The sequence below is a fragment of the Janthinobacterium sp. Mn2066 genome (assembly GCF_049319705.1).
Lineage (GTDB): Bacteria > Pseudomonadota > Gammaproteobacteria > Burkholderiales > Burkholderiaceae_D > Janthinobacterium.
Window position 1 is genome coordinate 233938 of sequence record NZ_JBMOUF010000001.1, and the last position, 17485, is coordinate 251422.

At 62.9% G+C, this 17485-nt stretch carries 18 protein-coding genes; 15 read left to right on the forward strand and 3 right to left on the reverse strand.

The features are described from left to right. Nucleotides 1-3 precede the first annotated feature (3 nt). The 11 genes from ACL9RI_RS01030 to eutC all read left to right on the forward strand — a co-directional run bounded on the left by ACL9RI_RS01030 (nucleotide 4) and on the right by eutC (nucleotide 10908). Nucleotides 4-1041 (forward strand): NAD-dependent epimerase/dehydratase family protein, encoded by a 1038-nt coding sequence (locus ACL9RI_RS01030; RefSeq protein WP_422724748.1) that lies wholly within the window; start codon nucleotides 4-6, stop codon nucleotides 1039-1041. Further along, on the forward strand, nucleotides 1034-1864 hold the full coding sequence (locus ACL9RI_RS01035) for an MBL fold metallo-hydrolase (RefSeq protein ID WP_422724749.1): 831 nt from the start codon (nucleotides 1034-1036) through the stop codon (nucleotides 1862-1864). The genes ACL9RI_RS01030 and ACL9RI_RS01035 overlap by 8 nt, the downstream gene beginning before the upstream one ends. After that, complete coding sequence (locus tag ACL9RI_RS01040; protein ID WP_422724750.1) at nucleotides 1861-3156, forward strand: F390 synthetase-related protein; 1296 nt, start codon at nucleotides 1861-1863, stop codon at nucleotides 3154-3156. The genes ACL9RI_RS01035 and ACL9RI_RS01040 overlap by 4 nt, the downstream gene beginning before the upstream one ends. After that, on the forward strand, nucleotides 3153-3776 hold the full coding sequence (locus tag ACL9RI_RS01045) for a phosphatase PAP2 family protein (protein ID WP_422724751.1): 624 nt from the start codon (nucleotides 3153-3155) through the stop codon (nucleotides 3774-3776). Before ACL9RI_RS01040 ends, ACL9RI_RS01045 begins: the two co-directional genes overlap by 4 nt. Continuing rightward, nucleotides 3773-4885, forward strand: coding sequence for a sterol desaturase family protein (locus tag ACL9RI_RS01050; protein ID WP_422724752.1), 1113 nt, complete (start codon nucleotides 3773-3775; stop codon nucleotides 4883-4885). The genes ACL9RI_RS01045 and ACL9RI_RS01050 overlap by 4 nt, the downstream gene beginning before the upstream one ends. Next, a complete protein-coding gene (locus ACL9RI_RS01055; protein ID WP_422724753.1) occupies nucleotides 4882-5985 on the forward strand; it encodes an acyl-CoA desaturase in 1104 nt (367 codons plus the stop codon). Before ACL9RI_RS01050 ends, ACL9RI_RS01055 begins: the two co-directional genes overlap by 4 nt. 67 nt (nucleotides 5986-6052) lie before the next feature. Next, complete coding sequence (locus ACL9RI_RS01060; protein ID WP_422724754.1) at nucleotides 6053-6616, forward strand: GbsR/MarR family transcriptional regulator; 564 nt, start codon at nucleotides 6053-6055, stop codon at nucleotides 6614-6616. Continuing rightward, complete coding sequence (locus ACL9RI_RS01065) at nucleotides 6613-7257, forward strand: DUF4166 domain-containing protein (RefSeq protein ID WP_422724755.1); 645 nt, start codon at nucleotides 6613-6615, stop codon at nucleotides 7255-7257. Before ACL9RI_RS01060 ends, ACL9RI_RS01065 begins: the two co-directional genes overlap by 4 nt. Further along, complete coding sequence (locus ACL9RI_RS01070) at nucleotides 7254-8705, forward strand: TIGR01777 family oxidoreductase (protein WP_422724756.1); 1452 nt, start codon at nucleotides 7254-7256, stop codon at nucleotides 8703-8705. The genes ACL9RI_RS01065 and ACL9RI_RS01070 overlap by 4 nt, the downstream gene beginning before the upstream one ends. 32 nt (nucleotides 8706-8737) lie before the next feature. After that, nucleotides 8738-10138 (forward strand): ethanolamine ammonia-lyase subunit EutB, encoded by a 1401-nt coding sequence (locus ACL9RI_RS01075; RefSeq protein WP_422724757.1) that lies wholly within the window; start codon nucleotides 8738-8740, stop codon nucleotides 10136-10138. Then, nucleotides 10135-10908, forward strand: a complete 774-nt coding sequence (gene eutC / locus ACL9RI_RS01080) for an ethanolamine ammonia-lyase subunit EutC (RefSeq protein WP_422724758.1) — start codon at nucleotides 10135-10137, stop codon at nucleotides 10906-10908. Before ACL9RI_RS01075 ends, eutC begins: the two co-directional genes overlap by 4 nt. Here the strand turns inward: eutC and tsaD are convergent, their stop codons facing one another. Beyond that, entirely contained in the window at nucleotides 10909-11949 is a 1041-nt protein-coding gene (tsaD, locus tag ACL9RI_RS01085; protein ID WP_183675302.1) for a tRNA (adenosine(37)-N6)-threonylcarbamoyltransferase complex transferase subunit TsaD, read from the reverse strand. It abuts the gene before it with no gap. Nucleotides 11950-12161: 212 nt separating this feature from the next. Here tsaD and ACL9RI_RS01090 point away from each other — a divergent pair, with 212 nt between their 5' ends. Continuing rightward, entirely contained in the window at nucleotides 12162-12572 is a 411-nt protein-coding gene (locus ACL9RI_RS01090; protein WP_183675304.1) for a nitrite reductase (NAD(P)H) small subunit, read from the forward strand. Nucleotides 12573-12629: 57 nt separating this feature from the next. On the opposite strand, the gene ACL9RI_RS01095 is transcribed toward ACL9RI_RS01090, so the two are convergent. Continuing rightward, complete coding sequence (locus tag ACL9RI_RS01095) at nucleotides 12630-13691, reverse strand: 3-deoxy-7-phosphoheptulonate synthase (RefSeq protein ID WP_183675306.1); 1062 nt, start codon at nucleotides 13689-13691, stop codon at nucleotides 12630-12632. A gap of 161 nt (nucleotides 13692-13852) precedes the next feature. Beyond that, a complete protein-coding gene (locus ACL9RI_RS01100; RefSeq protein ID WP_422724759.1) occupies nucleotides 13853-14530 on the reverse strand; it encodes a hypothetical protein in 678 nt (225 codons plus the stop codon). A 160-nt stretch (nucleotides 14531-14690) separates the two neighbouring features. Between ACL9RI_RS01100 and ybiB the strand changes: the two genes are divergently transcribed. The 3 genes from ybiB (at nucleotide 14691) to rpsU (ending at nucleotide 17360) form a co-directional block, all read left to right on the forward strand. After that, nucleotides 14691-15671 (forward strand): DNA-binding protein YbiB, encoded by a 981-nt coding sequence (gene ybiB / locus ACL9RI_RS01105; RefSeq protein ID WP_422724760.1) that lies wholly within the window; start codon nucleotides 14691-14693, stop codon nucleotides 15669-15671. 54 nt (nucleotides 15672-15725) lie between these two features. Continuing rightward, nucleotides 15726-16940 (forward strand): NAD(P)/FAD-dependent oxidoreductase, encoded by a 1215-nt coding sequence (locus ACL9RI_RS01110; RefSeq protein ID WP_422724761.1) that lies wholly within the window; start codon nucleotides 15726-15728, stop codon nucleotides 16938-16940. Between the two features lie 207 nt (nucleotides 16941-17147). After that, nucleotides 17148-17360 (forward strand): 30S ribosomal protein S21, encoded by a 213-nt coding sequence (gene rpsU / locus ACL9RI_RS01115; RefSeq protein ID WP_008451879.1) that lies wholly within the window; start codon nucleotides 17148-17150, stop codon nucleotides 17358-17360. Nucleotides 17361-17485: the final 125 nt, after the last annotated feature.

The following is a 17485-nucleotide window of genomic DNA, read 5'->3' on the forward strand; positions in this document are numbered from 1 at the left end:
GCGATGAGAGGGATACTGGTCACGGGAGCGACGGGCGGGCTGGGGCGCAATGCCGTGCAGACCTTGCTGGCGCAAGGCGTCGACGTGCGCGCCACGGGCCGCAACCTGGCCGTGGGGCTGGAGCTGGAGCGCCTGGGTGCGCAGTTCGTGCCGCTCGACCTGGCCCTGGCCACGCCGCAGCAGGTCGACCAGCTGGTGCGCGGCATGGACACCGTCTGGCATTGCGCGGCCCTGTCGTCACCGTGGGGAGCGGAGCGCGACTTCATCGCCGCCAACGTCACGGCCACCGGCCAGCTGCTGCGCGCGGCCGGCAGCCTGCACGTGGAACGCTTCGTGCATATCTCCACGCCGGCCATGTATTTCGATTACCGCAACCGTTACGAAGTGCCGGAAACCTTCCGTCCCGATGTTTTCGTGAACGCCTATGCGCGCAGCAAGGCGATGGCGGAAAAGCTGGTGCAGGATGCGGCCGGGTGCCATCCTGCCATGTGTTGCGTGATCCTGCGCCCGCGCGCCATCTTCGGCCCGCATGACCAGGTGCTGATTCCGCGCCTGGCCCGCGTGCTGCGCCAGCGCGGCGGCAAGCTGCCGCTGCCCCATGGCGGCGCCGTCACGCTCGACATCACCTATGTCGACAATGTGGTGCATGCGATGTGGCTGGCGACCACGCATAAACACCTGCAGTCGGGCGCGGCCTTCAACATCACCAATGGCGAACCGGCGCGCCTGTGCGATATCCTGCGCAGCCTGTTTTGCGAGCACTTGCAGCAGCCGTTCGAGATCGTCAGGGTGCCCTACCGCCTGCTGGCGCTGGCCGCCCGCATGATGCAGTTTGCCTCGCGTTTTACGCGCCGCGAACCGTCCCTCACACCCTACAGCATCGGCGCGCTCAGTTTCGACATGACGCTCGATAACGCCAAGGCGCGCAAGATACTGGGCTACCAGCCCATCGTCAGCCTGCAGGACGGCATCGCCCGCACGGCGCAATGGATGCGCCAGGAAGCGGCAGCCGTCAGGCAGATCAAGGAGCACAATGGCTAGCATCACCACCTTTCGCGTCGGCCACTGCACCCATCCATCGTGCATGGTCTTGAAAGGCAGCGGGCTGGCCAGCCGCTGTTTTCCCTCGCGCGCCTACTTGATCGAAACGCGCGCCGGCCTGTACCTGTGGGACACCGGCTACGCCGAACACTTCCGCACCGCCACCAGCAAGGGCGTGTACCGGCTGTATGCCTGGGTGACGCCGATTTCCTTCGACGCGCACGAGTCCTTGCAAGGGCAGTTGCGCGCGCATGGCGTGTCGCCGGGCGATATCCACACCTTGCTGCTGTCGCACTTTCACGCCGACCATATCGCCGGCCTGCGCGATTTTCCCACTGCCCGCTTGATGTGCTCACAAGTGGGCTGGGAGGCCGTGCGCGGCTTGTCCGGTGTTGCCGCCGTGCGCCAGGCCTTCGTGCCCGAGTTGCTGCCGAATGATATCGCCGACCGCCTGGGCTTTGTCGAAAGCGTGCCCGAGACGGCCTTGCCGGCCGCCCTGCATCCTTTTACGACAGGGCGCGACGTCAGCGGCACCGGTGAAATCTACATCGTCGACTTGCCCGGCCATGCCGCCGGCCATATTGGCGCCTTCGTGCTGCAAGACACAGGCTGGACCTTGCTGGCGTCCGACGCCGCCTGGGTGCCCGAAAGCTTCCAGCAATTGCGCGGGCCGTCGGAACTGTCCTTCCTCATCCAGCACCAGCGCGCGCCGTACTACGACACCTTGCAGCGCCTGCACCAGCTGCACCGGTCGGGCCATGCGCAGATCCGCCTCACGCATGAAGAGACGCCAGACTACGTGGCCGTGGCGGGCCGTCCATGATGCGTCTTATCTGGTTATTGCAGTCGTACTGGCGCACGCGCCGGCTGCGTTTTACGAACCGCGCGCAGCTCGAAGCCCACCAGCGGCGGCAACTGGCCCGTTTTATTGAAACGCTGTGCGCGCGCAGCCGCTACTTTGCGCCATACCGGGATGTGCCGCTGGCGCAGTGGCCGGGCATGGACAAGGCCCTGATGCTCGAACACTTTGACGCCATGAATACGGCCGGCGTGCGTTTGCTCCCCGCGATGGAAGCGGCCATGGCGGCCGAGCGCAGCCGCGACTTTACGCCCGCCGTGGGCCATATCACGGTAGGCCTGTCGTCGGGCACGTCGGCACGGCGGGCCGTGTTTGCCGTCAGCCCCCGCGAAAAGGCGCAGTGGGCCGGCGTGATGCTGGCCAAGGCCCTGCCGGACGGCTTGTTTTCCGGTGAGCGCGTGGCGCTGTTCCTGCGCGCGAACAGCAATCTGTACACGGCCGTGCGCTCGCCATGGCTGACCTTTGCCTTTTTTGATTTATTCCAGCCCTTCGATAGCTTGTGCGCCGGTCTGGTGGTCTATCAGCCTTCCGTGATCGTCGCGCCAGCGCAAGTGCTGCGCCAGCTGGCGCTGGACGTGATCGCCGGCAGGCTGGCCTTGGCGCCGAAAAAAGTCATTTCGGTCGCTGAAGTGCTGGAGCCGCAAGACCGGACCTTGATCGTGCAGGCGTTTGGCGCCGTGCATGAGATTTACCAGGCCACCGAAGGCTTTTTGGCCAGCACCTGCGAACATGGCGTGCTGCATTTGAACGAAGAGTATGTGCAGGTCGAGCCGCAGTGGCTCGATGCGGAACAGCGCCGCTTCGTGCCCGTGATTACCGACTTTACGCGCATCACCCAGCCCATCGTGCGCTACCGCCTGGACGATATCCTGGTCGCGCGTGCCACGCCATGTCCGTGTGGCCGTGCCACGCGCGCCATCGATGGCATCGAAGGTCGCTGCGACGATATGCTGGTGCTGCCATCTGCGCGTGATGGTGACAAAGTCGCCGTGTTTGCCGACGTGCTGACCCGCGCCCTGGCGCAAGCCTTGCCGCCGGACGCCGATTACCGGCTGGTGCAGCAGGGCGAGGCAGCCTTGCAATTGCACGCGCCCCTGGACGAGACCGGACTGGCCGGGCTGCGCGACCATCTGGCCGCCGTGCTGCGGGGGGTGGGCGTGGCCGCCGGGCGCCTGGAATGGACGCTATCGAGCACACTGCCTGCCTTTGACCCCACCAAAAAACGGCGCCGTATCATGCGCCATGCCGCCCCATGAAGATACGTTTGCGTTTGCTGTACCTGCTGGCTGGCTGGGGCAGCGTGGGCCTCGTGTATTTTTCCAGCGACCTGCTGCAAGGGCAGGGCGTGCTCTTGCCCGAAATGGCGCTGGACCGCGCGATTCCTTATAACGATGCCGCCATCTGGCTGTACCTATCCTTTTTCATCCTGATTCCGTACGCCTACCTGGCCGCCGATGCGGTGCGCGTGCGCTGGCTGGCGCGCGCCATGGCGACTTGCGCCGCGATCTGCGGGCTGGTGTTTCTGCTGTACCCGACCACGCTGGCGTATCCGCCCGCGGGCAACGCTGGCGGCTGGAGTGCGCAGGCGCTGCGCTGGCTGCAGGCGGCGGACTCCACGCAAAACTGTTTGCCGTCCCTGCACGGCGCCCTGACCCTGCTGTGCGTATGGGCCCTGTGCGACAGGCGGCGCCTGCTGCGTTCCACGCTGCTTGCGTTACTGGGTGTGGCCATCTGCTACGCCATTATCGCGCTGCGCCGCCATCTCAGTATCGACCTGGCCGCCGGCCTGGCCGTGGGGCTGGCGGGCGGCATGCTGGCGCACCTGCAACTGGCCGGCCGCCGCGCTGCGGCCACACCTCCGGAGACTGCATCATGAATCCATTTGCCCTGTCCTTTCTCGTCATGCTGGCTTTCGTGCTGGCCGAACTGCTGATCCTGAAATGGCTGCGCAAGACCCCGGTGCCATGGAAGGATGTGATCTTCAACCTCAATTCAGGGCATATCCTGATGTGGGTATTTCGCGGCGTGGAAGTAGCCGCCTTCGGCCTGCTGCTGCATTACGCGAATTTGCACATCGTCGACCAGTGGCCGGTGGCGGCGCAGTGGATCTTCGCTTTTTTTGCCTGGGACCTGTGCTTTTACTGGATGCACCGGCTGCACCACAAGTTTCCACTGTTGTGGGCCGTGCATGTGGTGCACCACCAGGGCGAGCATTTCAACCTGTCGCTGGGCGTGCGCAATTCCTGGTATTCCTCGCTGACGAATTTTCCCTTTATCGCCATCCTGGCCGTGCTGGGCGTACCTCTGGAAGTATTCCTCGTCGTCTCGTCGCTGCATTATTCGGTGCAGTTCTATAACCACAATGCGCTGGTCAACAAGTCAGGCTTTCTCGATAAATTTCTCGTCACGCCTACACACCACCGCGTGCACCACGGCACGGACAAGCGCTACCTCAACCGCAATTTCGGCGGCACCCTGCTGCTGTGGGATAAGGTATTCGGCAGCTTCCAGCCCGAACTCGAGGGCGTGGAAATGCGTTATGGCGTCAAGGGCATGGCGCCCACGCATAACCCGCTGTTGGCCAGCAATGGCAAGCTGTTCAAGTGGCTGCGGGTCCGCTTCCCGCACTGGCAGTCGCGTGGTCTTTTCCATGTGCCGGAACTGTATATCGGCATCGGCGGCGTGATCCTGTTCGGCCTGGTGATTTATTACGTCAACCATGAAGCGGCGCTGGCTGGCGCGCAGCAAGCGATATTGTTTGCGCTGATCTTTGGCGGCACCCTGGCGCTGGGCGGCTTGTCCGATGCGCGCCGCTGGGGCGCCATCGCCTGGGTGGGCATCGCGCTGACCATGCCGCTGCTGTTTTTCGGCTGGTATGGCGCGCGCGATGCCTGGGGCATGGTCTTCCTGGCGGCGCTGCTGGTGCATGGCCTCGATGGCGCGCGCCGATTGTGGTGGCCCGCCGCTGCCGGCACGCGGGCATGAGGCAGTTGCCTCCGCTGCGCTTCCGCCCGGCGCGCGATTCCGCATTCCGGCGCGAGTTGCGTGCACGGGCCGAGGCCTACCTGGCCGCCAAACATACACATCGTTTTGGTGACTGGCGTGTATATGCCAAGGCCATCTTCCTGGCCGTGCTGACGGCGCTGCTGTATGTGCTGGCGCTGCGTACCAGCAGCGTATGGGCTTTCGTGGCTTGCTATGCCGGCTGCCTGGTCGCGGCGATGGCGCTGGCCATGAATACCCTGCACGATGCGGCCCACGGCGCCGTGTTCCGCCATGGGCCGCTGAACCGGCTGCTGATACGGCTGGTGTCCTTGCCGGTCGGCGTGGACACGGATTTCTGGACCATCCGCCACGTGCATTTTCACCACCCGTATGCCAACGTGGAAGGGCATGACCTCGATACGGAACCGAATCCTTTTTTGCGCCAGACACCGTTCCAGCGCTGGTCGCCGCAGTACCGTTATCAGCACCTGTACTGGCCCGTGGTGGCGGCGCTGTCGCTGCCTTACCTGAACTGGTATGGCGACTGGCTGGACCGTTGCGGCAAGACGCCGGTGGCCGCGAACAGCCGGCTGCAGGGCTGGTCTGGCTGGCTGTCTTTCCTCGGTTGGAAGCTGGGCCACGTGGCGCTGGTGCTGGCCTTGCCGATCTTGCTGCTGCACGATCATATCGGCTGGGGCGTGGTGCTGGGCGCATATCTGCTGGGCCAGATGATGGCCTCGTGCGTGCTGGTGGCGCTGATACTGGGCACGCACTGGGCCGAGGTAGACTTTTTCCAGCCGCCAGCGGACGGCAGCCTGCCGCATGACTGGTGCCAGCACACGTTTTACACGGCCTGCGACTGGATGCCGCAGCCGCGCGCCTTGCGTTATCTCGGCTACTGGCTGGGCGGGCTCAATCTGCACTTGACCCACCATTTGTTCCCGACCTGGAGCCACCGCCACTATCGGGCACTGGCGCACATCATCGCCGAACTGGCACCACAGCATGGCCTGGCCTACCGCAATCTCACTTACCGGCAATTGCACGTTTCGCAGCAAGCCTTTTTGCGTGCCATGGGCCAGCCTCCCGCAAACCATTGAGGTATCGTGCTTGACTCAGCTTCCTTTAGGTCTTACATTTCTGTAACGACAGAAATAAGAGAAAATCATGGAACTGAGTCCGACCACGCAAAAATATATCCTCCACTGGGGAGAAATGGGCACCCGCTGGGGCGTCAACCGCACGGTGTCGCAAATCCACGCGCTGCTATTCCTGGCCAATGAGCCTTTGACGGCTGAAGACATCGCCGAGACCTTGAATGTAGCCCGCTCGAACGTCAGCAACAGCCTGAAGGAATTGCAAAGCTGGGGCCTGGCCCGCATCACGCATGTGATGGGGGACCGGCGCGACCATTTCGTTGCCCTGCAGGATGTGTGGGAAATCTTCAGGGTCATCATGGAAGAGCGCAAGCGACGCGAAATTGATCCCACCCTGTCGGTGCTGCGCGAATGCGCGATCGAGGGCGAGCACGATGCCGCGATTCCACCGGCGACCCTGGTTCGCATGGGCGAGGTGCTGGCTTTCCTGGAAATGCTCAGCGCCACCTATAGCGACTATAAAAACCTGCCGCCCGCGACCCTGCAGCGCATGCTGTCCATGGGCGGCAAGGTGGCCAAATTCCTCAGTCCCGACGACAAGACGGCCAAGTCGAAAAAGCCGGGCAAGCCATGAACGGCCCTTCTGAAGGAGAACTGTTCAGGAAGGTGATGGGGGCCGAATGGGGCAAGCTGCATCCTGATATCCGCCGCCGCTTCGAGAAAAACCCTGCGCCGGGCCAGCCCTTGTATTACCAGGGTGAACTGAGCCAGCTGCGCAGCTCGCGCCTGGGCAAGCTGCTCGGTTTTATCACGTGCCCCTTTATCGATGGCGCGTTGATTCCGTATGACGATACGGACTTCCCCGTCGATATCGAAGTCTATTCCAAGCCCGGCTGCCCGCACATCTTCAAGCAGCGCACTTACCGCCTGCATGGCCGCCAGCCTATCCGCTTTACTTCCTACATGGCCGAGAGCGAGCGCGGCGAAGTGCTGGAATATGTGGGCATGGGCTTGGGCATGAAGCTGCGGCTGCATGTCGATGGCGGCAATCTGCATTTCACCAGCGATGGTTATTTCTGGGATATCTTCGGCTGGCGCATGCCGCTGCCCGGCCTGCTCACGCCCGGAAAAACCTTTTTATGCCACCGCAACGATAACCGCGAGCAGTTCAATATCCGCATCGAGATACGCCACGCCCTGTTTGGCATGACTTTTTTGCAGGTGGGCCGCTTCCATGAAATCGCCGCCCCCGCACACGAGAAGGAAAAATCATGAATACGCATTTGCTGGCACTACAACTGATGGCGGCGCAAGGCTGCCTGGGCGCCTTCGACACCTTGTACCACCATGAGCTGACCGAGGCGCTGCCGCAAAAAACTTCGGCGCGGCTGGAGCTGTCGATCCATGCGGTGCGCGCCCTGATCTACAGCGCGCTGTTTATCGGTCTGTCCGCCTGGCAGTGGCACGGCGGTTGGGCCTGGACGCTGGTGACCATCTTCAGCGTGGAAATCGTGCTGACCCTGTGGGACTTCGTGGTGGAAGACCGCACGCGCTTGCTGCCCGCCACCGAGCGCGTCACGCATACGGTGCTGGCGATGAACGGCGGCGCCTTCATCGCCTTGCTGGCCCTGAACAGCGGCGACTGGGCCAGCTTGCCGACTGCCCTGGTATGGCAACCACAGGGATGGCTCAGCGTCTTTTTGGCATTGTGCGGCATAGGCGTGGGCTTGTCCGGACTGCGTGATGGCTACGCTGCCTGGCAGTTGCGCAGCCGGGAGCGACAAAAAGCCGAAGTACTCAGCTTTGGCAGTACACCACAAACGGTGCTGGTGACGGGCGCTACCGGTTTCATCGGCCAGCAGCTGGTGGCCGCCTTGCTGGCCGATGGCCATCTGGTGACGGTCTTGACGCGCCAGCTGAAAGCATCGGCCTGGCTGTTCGATGGCAGGGTGCGCTGCATCGAGTCGGTCCAGGAACTCGGTGATGGTCAGCGCATCGATATGGTGATCAACCTGGCCGGTGCGCGCATCGTCGGCTGGCGCTGGACGCAAGCGCGCAAGGCGGCCTTGCGCCGTAGCCGGGTGGCCCTGACGCAGGAACTGGTGGCGTGGATCGCCCGCGCGCAGCACAAACCGAGGGTGCTGCTGTCGGCCTCGGCCATCGGTTATTACGGCGTGCAGCCGCAGGGTGACGACCGGGAACTGGACGAAGACAGCGCACCGCAGTCCATCTTCATGTCGCAGCTGTGCACCGAATGGGAAGCGGCTGCGCGCGAGGCCGAAAAATTTGGCGTGCAAGTGGCCCGCATGCGTTTTGGCCTGGTCTTTGGTCACCAGGGCTCGCTGCCGCAAATGCTGTTGCCGATCAAACTCGGTATGGGCGGCCCGCTGGGCAGCGGTCTGCAATGGATGTCTTGGGTGCATGTGCACGATGTGCTGCGGGGCATCGCTCACCTGGCGCTGCGCAGCGAACAAACTGCTGTGGATGGGGCCTATAACTTCTGCGCGCCGGAAGCGGTCCGGCAGCGCCGCTTCGCGCAGGTGGCAGGCCAGGTGCTGCACCGGCCATCGTTCATGCCCACACCGGCGTTTGTCATGCGGGGCTTGCTGGGCGAGCAGGCCGACTTGCTGGTCGAAGGCCAGCGCGTGGTGCCGCAGCGGCTGCTGGCTGACGGTTTTGTCTTCCAGTATCCGCAACTGGAAGGGGCGCTGCGCAGCCTGTAAGCTGGTGTAGTATGGGGCTACTGGAGACGCCCATGCCCCGATTCAGTCACACTATCGCCAGCCACACTTACCAGTTCGGCAGCTTGAAAGATTTGCTGGCCAGGGCCACGCCGCTGCGCTCCGGCGATGTGCTGGCCGGTGTGGCGGCAGCCAGCGCGCAGGAAAGGGTGGCTGCGCAAATGGCGCTGGCCGAGGTGCCGCTGCCGCTATTTCTCAATGAAGTGCTGGTGCCCTATGAAAGCGACGAAGTCACGCGTTTGATCATCGACACGCATGACCGGAACGCCTTTGCGCCGATTGCGACGCTGTGCGTGGGCGAGTTCCGGGATTGGCTGCTCAGCGATGCTGCCGACACGCCCACGCTGGCGGCTGTGGCTCCCGGCATCACGCCAGAAATGGCGGCGGCCGTGTCCAAGCTGATGCGCCTGCAAGACCTGGTGCTGGTGGCGAAGAAGTGCCGCGTCGTCACGGCCTTCCGCAATACCCTGGGTCTGGAAAACCGGCTGGCCACGCGGCTGCAGCCGAATCACCCCACCGATGACGCCACCGGTATCGCCGCTTCCATGCTCGATGGCCTGATGTATGGCAGTGGCGACGCCGTGATCGGTATCAATCCCGCCACCGACAACGTGGCGCAAGTGGTCTCGCTGCTGCATTTGCTCGACGCCGTCATCAGCCAGTACCAGATACCCACGCAGGCTTGCGTGCTCACGCATGTCAGCAATACCCTCGAAGCGATACGGCGCGGCGCACCGGTCGACCTGGTATTCCAGTCCGTGGCCGGCACCGAAGCTGCCAACCGCAGTTTCGGCCTCGACCTGGCGCTGCTGGCCGAGGCGCGGGCGGCGGCCCTGTCGCTGGGGCGCGGCACGGTGGGCAGCAACGTCATGTATTTCGAGACTGGCCAGGGCAGTGCGCTGTCGGCGGGCGCCCATGCGGGCATGGACCAGCAGACTTGCGAGGCGCGCGCGTATGCAGTGGCGCGCGCTTTCCAGCCGCTGCTGGTCAACTCGGTAGTGGGTTTTATCGGTCCCGAATATCTGTATGACGGCAAGCAGATCATGCGCGCGGGACTGGAAGACCATTTCTGCGCCAAGCTGCTGGGCCTGCCCATGGGCTGCGACGTCTGCTACACCAACCACGCGGAGGCGGACCAGGATGATATGGACGCCTTGCTGACCATGCTGTGCGTGGCCGGCTGCAATTTCATCATGGGCGTACCCGGCGCCGACGACATCATGCTGGGCTACCAGAGCACTTCCTTTCACGATGCGCTGTATGCGCGCCGCGTATTGGGCTTGCGCGCCGCGCCCGAATTCGAAGCCTGGCTGCAGACCATGGCGATTACGGATATCCAGGGCCGCCTGAGCGGGACGCTGGCGCCAGCCTTCCAGGCGGCGCTGCTGCGCCTCGATGGCAAGGGCAGACCATGAACAGGCACGACCCATGGCAAACCTTGCGCCGCCATACACCGGCGCGCATCGGACAAGGGCGCAGCGGCGTGAGCACGCCCACTGCCGCGCACCTGGCGTTTCAACTGGCCCACGCCCAGGCGCGCGACGCCGTGCAGCTGGCACTCGACGGTGCAGTGCTGGCGCAGGCCTGTTCTTGCGATGGCCATACCGGTCTGCTGCTGCATAGCGCGGCGGCCAGCCGCAGCGAATATCTGCAGCGGCCCGACCTGGGGCGCCGGCTTGATCAGGCTTCGCGCACGCAGTTAGCCAGTATGCCGGCCGGTGCGGACCTGGCGCTGGTGGCGGCCGATGGCCTGTCGGCGCTGGCCGTGCAGCGGCATGTTGCTCCTTTCCTGGCTGCCCTGCGCGCCAGGCTGGCGCTGGAAACGTGGACGGTGACTCCGCTGATGATCGTGCAGCAGGGGCGGGTGGCGGTCGGCGATGAAGTGGGCGCCTTGCTGAAGGCGCGCGCCGTGCTGGTGATGATAGGCGAGCGGCCCGGCCTGAGTGTGCCGGACAGCCTGGGACTGTACCTGACGTGGGCGCCGGCAGTGGGTTTGCGCGACGATAGCCGCAACTGCATTTCCAACGTACGCCCCGAGGGGCTGCCGTATGGACAAGCCGCGTACCGCCTGCATTATCTGCTGTCGCAGGCGTTCAGCCGGCAGTTGTCCGGCGTGGCGCTGAAGGATGAAACGGTGACAGAGGGCGCGGCCCTGGCGGGCACGCGCAATTTTCTGCTGGAGTGATCAGATCTCGCGGATGTCATCGAGCGGCCAGCGCGGCCGCACATTGAACGAGTAATCGTACTTGGCCGCATCCGGGTTGATCTGCAAACGCATGGCGCCGGCAAAGGCGATCATGGCGCCGTTGTCGGTACAGAATTCCAGCTCCGGGTAATACACCTTGAAGCGTTTCTTGGCGGCCGCCGCGTTGAGCGAGGCGCGCAGCTGCGCGTTGGCGCCCACGCCGCCGGCAATCACCAGCCGTTTCAAGCCCGTGTGCTTCAGGGCCGACACGCATTTGGCCGTCAGCACCTCAACGATGGCGTCGACGAAACCGCGCGCAATATTGGCCTTGTCCTGCTCGCAGATATTGGCGATGACTTTTTCTTCATGGTTTTTCACCACCGTCAGCACGGCCGTCTTCAAGCCGGAAAAGCTGAAGTTGAAATCCTTCGAGTGCATCATCGGGCGCGGCAGCTTGTAGGCCAGCGGATCGCCAAATTCGGCCAGGCGCGAAATGGCGGGGCCGCCCGGATAGCCCAGGCCCAGCAGCTTGGCCGATTTGTCGAACGCTTCGCCGGCCGCGTCGTCCAGCGTTTCTCCCAGCAGGGTGTACTGACCCACGCCGTCGACGCGCATCAGCTGCGTGTGGCCGCCCGAGACCAGCAGCGCGATAAACGGGAATTCGGGCGGTTCGGACGCCAGCAAAGGCGACAGCAAATGGCCTTCCAGGTGGTGGATGCCCAGCACCGGCTTGTTGATGGCCAGGCCCAGGCTGCAGGCGACGGACGAGCCGACCAGCAGCGCGCCAGCCAGGCCGGGGCCTTGCGTGTAGGCGATGGCGTCGATGTCGGCCAGGGCGATGTCGGCCTTGCCCAGCGCTTCTTCGAGCAGGGGAATGGCGCGGCGGATATGGTCGCGCGACGCCAGTTCCGGCACCACGCCGCCATACTGCTCGTGCATGGCCACTTGCGAATAAAGGGCGTGCGACAGCAGGCCGCGTTGCGTGTCGTACAGGGCCAGGCCGGTTTCGTCACAGGAGGATTCGACGCCAAGAACAATCATGAAGGTGCTAGGTAAGGGGGGAGTAATCCGACATTGTAAAGGAAAGCCGGCCCGCCCACCGTGCGGCCGGCGCACCATTTCGGCGGCAGTGTGCACTTGCGCAGTGCGGCAGCAAGCCGTTTTATGTAGCCGTGGCGCTCTTGCAGCCCGTATTTTTTCCACTGGCACCACTTTTGCTTGGATAAGGGGATACCTTTCTTGGGGAGCTTGCGATGTCCGAACAATGGAAAATGATCTGCCGCCTGAAGGAACTGCCGCAGGCTGGCGTGCGCATGGTGCAGCGGGGCCTGGCCTGGCAGGATTTGCCGGGCGTGGCCGTGTTTCATGGGGCCGACGATACAGTGTATGCACTGCTCGACATGCTGCCTTGCCTGGGTGGCCCGCTGGCGCACGGGGAGCTGCGCGGCACAAGCCTGGTGGGACCGCAGGAAAGCTGGGTCATTGATCTCGATGCCGGCTGCCTGGTATCGCCCATGACCGGCATGGCGCGCCTGTACAAGGTGCGTATCCTCGATGGCCGCGTCTACCTGGATTTAAATGAATTGAATACCCCGGCCAGCAAGGCCGAGCAGGCGCTGGCCGGCTCTTACGCGGTGCTGCCGCATGTGCAGATGGTGGGATAAAGCCGGCAAGCAAAAAAAACGGCGCACAAGGCGCCGTTCCTGGTAGAGCCGCAGGCCTTAAGCCGGGCGGTTCAATAAATGAGCGTGCGCATCGCGCAGCATCGTCTCTGTCGTATCCCAGTCGATGCAGCCGTCGGTGACGGAGCAGCCGTAGGTCAGTTGCGACAGGTCTTGCGGGATCTTCTGGTTGCCGCCGACGATGTTCGATTCGATCATCACGCCGACCAGCGAGCGGTTGCCCTGGCGGATCTGGTTGATCACGTCGGCCATCACCAGCGGTTGCAGTTCCGGTTTCTTGTAGCTGTTCGCGTGCGAGCAGTCCACCACCAAGTTGGCTGGCAGCTTGGCCTTGGCCAGCGCCTGTTCGGCGATCGCCACCGAGACCGAATCGTAGTTCGGACGGCCATCGCCGCCGCGCAGTACCACGTGGCCATACGCGTTGCCGCGCGTGCGCACGATGGCCACATTGCCTTCGCTGTTAATGCCCAGGAAGGAGTGCGGGTGCGCCGACGACAGGATGGCGTTGACGGCGATGCTGATGTCGCCATCGGTGCCGTTCTTGAAGCCGACCGGCGTCGACAGGCCCGACGACATTTCGCGGTGGGTTTGCGATTCGGTAGTGCGCGCGCCGATGGCGGTCCAGGCGATCAGGTCGCCCAGGTACTGCGGCGAGATCGGGTCCAGCGCTTCGGTGGCGGTTGGCAAACCCAGTTCGCATACGTCCAGCAGGAACTGGCGCGCTTTTTCCATGCCTTCGTTGACCTTGAACGAGTCATCCATGTACGGATCGTTGATATAGCCTTTCCAGCCCGTGGTGGTGCGTGGTTTTTCGAAATACACGCGCATCACCAGCAGCATGGTGTCCTTGACTTCCTCTTGCAGCGCTTTCAGGCGGCGCGCGTAATCGAGGCCGGCGACCGGGTCGTGGATGGAGCAAGGGCCCACGACCACGAACAAACGCTTGTCTTTGCGGTCGATGATGTTGCGCAGCGTTTCGCGGCCGCGGTTGACGGTGTCGAACGCGCTGGCCGACAGCGGCAGTTTGGCGTGCAGGTCGGCCGGCGTAGGCATCGGCGCGAAGGAGGTGACGTTGATATTTTCGATGTCTGGCGTATTCATGATTCTGGCTCGGCTTTCGATATTGCGTTCTTAAGAGGCAATAGTGTAGCGGAAATGCGGCCTGGCGGCGGGAGCGTGCTTAAAACCGGGCTAAAACGGAATGGCTGAGTTGTTTTTTTGGCATGCCCGGCATTGCACCGGACTTGCCATCGTGGCGATTTTCAGCGGCCACTGCTCACGCCATGGCCGAAGGCGTAGCGTGCAATATTACGGCGACTGCCCGCCAGTTCCGGCGGCTTGGGCATGCCCGGGTGGCGCCGTACGTGTTCCATGATCAGGGCTTCATGGGCTTGTATCTGCGCGTCCAGGCAGGTGATTTGCTGGCATAGCAACTGGTGCAGCGCCTGCTGGCCATTGCGCAGATGCTCGTCCAGCAGGGCCACTTCCTGCTTGCGCACCTGCTGTATCGCTTGCAGGCGGCGCAGCCACAACCGCAGTTCCAGATAGGCGGGCGAGGGAGGTGTCCAGGGTGCGGGGCGGGCTGCTTCGCAATAATGGGCCAGTACGACCGCCCTGTACCCGGCTTCCTCGTCCAGGCCGCACTTGTGCACGAATTGCAACAGTGGCGCGCCCTGGGCGTCGCACACCAGCATGCCCATGGCGGCCAGGCTTTGCGCGGGCGCCTCGCTGAACGGCGCATCGAGACGCATGCAGACGCGTAAGCCCATCACGGGCACATCGTTGCGCTGCAGCCAGCTGCGCAGCCAGCGGTAGCCGGCCAGGTCGTTTTCGACCACCTTGCACAACACCTGGCCGCCGGACAGCAGCACGGTCTTGAGCAGCAATTTGCCTGTTTCGATGCCGACGAAGGCGGTTTCCTGTTTGGCGATGTGTTCCATGATGATTCCTCCCTTGTTGGCTTATACGCAGGGACGGTTGAGCTGGATTCAAGCCGGATTCAATTCTGCAGGGAAATATTTTTCTGCCAGGCTGTTGCATCTTTGCCTGGTGTGGCGGAGGGCCTGGCGCCCGAGTGAAAAATCCGTGTAAGCTTGCGCCATGACTACTGTATCCATACCCCATCACGACGTGGCTGGCGAGCCATTTCCAGCCGCCCGCTTCATCAAGGAGATAGGCCGCGGCAAGCATGGCGCCCGCAGCATGACGCGCGATGACGCCTGCGCCCTGTACCGCGCCATGCTCGAAGGGCGCGTATCGGACCTGGAACTGGGCGGCATCTTGCTCTCCATGCGCATCAAGGGCGAGTCCGTCGATGAAATTGCCGGCTTCCTCGATGCGGCCGAGGCCTCGTTTGCTCCCTTGGGCGCGCCGGCCGGCGCCTATCTGCCCATCGTGATTCCCAGCTACAACGGTGCGCGCAAGATGGCCAATCTGACGGCTTTGCTGGCGCTGCTGCTGGCCCGCGCCGGTGCGCCCGTGCTCGTGCATGGCGTCAGCAGCGACCCGGGCCGCGTCACGACCGCCGAAGTGCTGGCTGAACTCGGTGTACCCGCCTGCGCCAGTCACGCCGAGGCGGAAGCGGCCATGCTCCGTGGTGAGGTGGCTTTCCTGCCCATCGAAGCGCTGGCGCCGCAGATGGCGCATCTGCTGTCGCTGCGCAGGGTCTTGGGAGTGCGCAATTCCACCCATACCCTGGTGAAAATCATGCAGCCGTTTGCCGGCCCGGCCCTGCGCCTGGTGTCCTATACGCACCCGGAATACCTGGAAATGCTGGGCGAGTATTTCACCACGGCCGCGCCAGTCGAGCGGGGCGGGGCCTTTTTGATGCGCGGCACGGAAGGTGAAACGGTGGCCAATGCCAACAAAGCGCAGCAGATCGACTGGTTTCATGGCCATCAGCGCACCGTGTTGGTCGAGAAGCAATTGCAGGTAGAACAATTGCCGCACTTGCCAGCCGAACGCGACGCGGCTACCACCGCCCACTGGATATCTAGCGTGCTGCGCGGTGATATCCCTGTGCCGGCATCGATCGCAGAGCAGGTGGAGCAATGCCTGCAGGCAGCGAAGGTCAGTGGATAAAGGGCATGTCCGTTTACAATGGCGTCTTTGTAATCAGGCGTGACCGGAATTCTTATGGCAAAACAATTTGATGTGGCAGTGATCGGCGCGGGCGCGGCCGGCATGATGTGTGCGGCCGTGGCCGCCCAGCAGGGCAAGCGCGTGGTATTGATCGATCACGCGGCCAAGCTGGCCGAAAAAATCCGCATCTCGGGTGGCGGTCGTTGTAACTTCACCAATACCCAGGCGGGACCGCAAAATTTCTTGTCGGAAAACCCGCACTTCTGCAAGAGCGCCTTGTCGCGCTACACGCCGCAAGACTTCCTGGCGCTGGTGAAAAAACACCGCATCGGCTATCACGAAAAGCACAAGGGCCAGCAATTCTGCAATGAATCGGCCGAGCAGATCATCGACATGCTCAAGGACGAGTGCGCTGCTGGCGGCGTGCACTGGCGCATGCCGTGCAAAATCGACAATGTTGCGAAACAAGATGATGGCAGTTTCCTGCTGCAGACCGATAGCGGCGAGATCGAAGCAGGCAGCGTAGTCATCGCCACGGGTGGCCTGTCGATTCCGAAGATCGGCGCCACCGATTTTGCCTACCGCATCGCCAAACAATTCGATTTGCAGATGGTCGAGCCTCGCCCGGCCCTGGTGCCGCTGACGTTTGACCCGGCCAGCTGGGCGCCATTCGCCGAATTGTCGGGCATTGCCCTGGAAGTGGATGTGGAGACGGGCAGCCTGAAAGGCCGCAAGGCGACAGGCGGGCGTTTCCGCGAAGACTTGTTGTTTACCCATCGCGGCCTGTCGGGTCCGGCAATCCTGCAAATTTCCAGTTTCTGGCAACCTGGTACGCCTATCGTCATCAATTTGTTGCCGGAGGTCGATGTGGCGCAAACCTTGATCGAAGGCAAGGGCACCCTGAAAAAGCAATTGGGCAACCTGGTGGCGTTATGGCTGCCGCAGCGCCTGGCCGACTGCCTGCTGGCTGTGAACGGCCTGGCGGCCGATGCACGCATTGCCGATTTGCCTGATGCGCAACTACGCAAGCTGGGGCAGGCGATCAATGCGTGGTCCATCGTGCCGAACGGCTCCGAAGGCTACCGCAAAGCGGAAGTCACGCGCGGCGGCATCGATACGCGCGAGCTGTCGCAGCAGACCATGATGGCCAATAAAGTGCCGGGCCTGTACTTCATCGGTGAATCGGTCGATGTGACGGGTTGGCTGGGTGGCTACAACTTCCAGTGGGCCTGGGCTTCGGGCATGGCGGCAGGAGTTGCGCTGCAGTAAACCTCCTGTGTAGAATGGGGCTGGCGCCGCAGCGCGCCAGTTCTTGCCGATAGTGTTGATGCACGTCTTGATGCGTGGTTTACACCACATTTTGGCAAGCTTCTCAGGCTGCATGCCGCACGCAAATGGGCAGGGGCTTCCTTTTTCGAATAAAAGCTGCTACTATCTATCTCTTCCTATACACCACCTCAACGGTTTGAATTTTACATGACCACTATTCGCCTTAAAGAAAACGAGCCGTTCGAAGTCGCAATGCGTCGCTTCAAACGCACCATCGAAAAAACTGGTCTGCTGACCGAATTGCGCGCTCGCGAATTCTACGAAAAACCAACGGCTGAGCGTAAGCGCAAGCTGGCAGCTGCAGTGAAGCGTCACTACAAACGCATCCGCAGCCAACAACTGCCTAAAAAATTATTCTAAGACTGTTCAGTCAGAACCAACCCGGGTAGTACGGCGCATTGTTCGCCACGGGTTCTGTTTTGATTCGCCTGAGCTTCTGCTTCAGATGAGTCGCATACCCGCTCCGGTTCGCCGCAGCGGGTTTT

Excerpts from the sequence above, each read along its gene's own strand:
- rpsU (WP_008451879.1), top strand. The coding sequence starts at position 17,148 with ATGACCACTATTCGCCTTAAAGAAAACGAGCCGTTCGAAGTCGCAATG.
- ACL9RI_RS01095 (WP_183675306.1), bottom strand. The coding sequence starts at position 13,691 with ATGAATACGCCAGACATCGAAAATATCAACGTCACCTCCTTCGCGCCG.
- ACL9RI_RS01100 (WP_422724759.1), bottom strand. The coding sequence starts at position 14,530 with ATGGAACACATCGCCAAACAGGAAACCGCCTTCGTCGGCATCGAAACA.
- ACL9RI_RS01110 (WP_422724761.1), top strand. The coding sequence starts at position 15,726 with ATGGCAAAACAATTTGATGTGGCAGTGATCGGCGCGGGCGCGGCCGGC.
- ACL9RI_RS01055 (WP_422724753.1), top strand. The coding sequence starts at position 4,882 with ATGAGGCAGTTGCCTCCGCTGCGCTTCCGCCCGGCGCGCGATTCCGCA.
- ACL9RI_RS01040 (WP_422724750.1), top strand. The coding sequence starts at position 1,861 with ATGATGCGTCTTATCTGGTTATTGCAGTCGTACTGGCGCACGCGCCGG.
- ACL9RI_RS01035 (WP_422724749.1), top strand. The coding sequence starts at position 1,034 with ATGGCTAGCATCACCACCTTTCGCGTCGGCCACTGCACCCATCCATCG.
- eutC (WP_422724758.1), top strand. The coding sequence starts at position 10,135 with ATGAACAGGCACGACCCATGGCAAACCTTGCGCCGCCATACACCGGCG.
- ACL9RI_RS01060 (WP_422724754.1), top strand. The coding sequence starts at position 6,053 with ATGGAACTGAGTCCGACCACGCAAAAATATATCCTCCACTGGGGAGAA.
- ACL9RI_RS01090 (WP_183675304.1), top strand. The coding sequence starts at position 12,162 with ATGTCCGAACAATGGAAAATGATCTGCCGCCTGAAGGAACTGCCGCAG.
- ybiB (WP_422724760.1), top strand. The coding sequence starts at position 14,691 with ATGACTACTGTATCCATACCCCATCACGACGTGGCTGGCGAGCCATTT.
- ACL9RI_RS01050 (WP_422724752.1), top strand. The coding sequence starts at position 3,773 with ATGAATCCATTTGCCCTGTCCTTTCTCGTCATGCTGGCTTTCGTGCTG.
- ACL9RI_RS01075 (WP_422724757.1), top strand. The coding sequence starts at position 8,738 with ATGCCCCGATTCAGTCACACTATCGCCAGCCACACTTACCAGTTCGGC.
- ACL9RI_RS01070 (WP_422724756.1), top strand. The coding sequence starts at position 7,254 with ATGAATACGCATTTGCTGGCACTACAACTGATGGCGGCGCAAGGCTGC.
- ACL9RI_RS01065 (WP_422724755.1), top strand. The coding sequence starts at position 6,613 with ATGAACGGCCCTTCTGAAGGAGAACTGTTCAGGAAGGTGATGGGGGCC.
- tsaD (WP_183675302.1), bottom strand. The coding sequence starts at position 11,949 with ATGATTGTTCTTGGCGTCGAATCCTCCTGTGACGAAACCGGCCTGGCC.
- ACL9RI_RS01030 (WP_422724748.1), top strand. The coding sequence starts at position 4 with ATGAGAGGGATACTGGTCACGGGAGCGACGGGCGGGCTGGGGCGCAAT.
- ACL9RI_RS01045 (WP_422724751.1), top strand. The coding sequence starts at position 3,153 with ATGAAGATACGTTTGCGTTTGCTGTACCTGCTGGCTGGCTGGGGCAGC.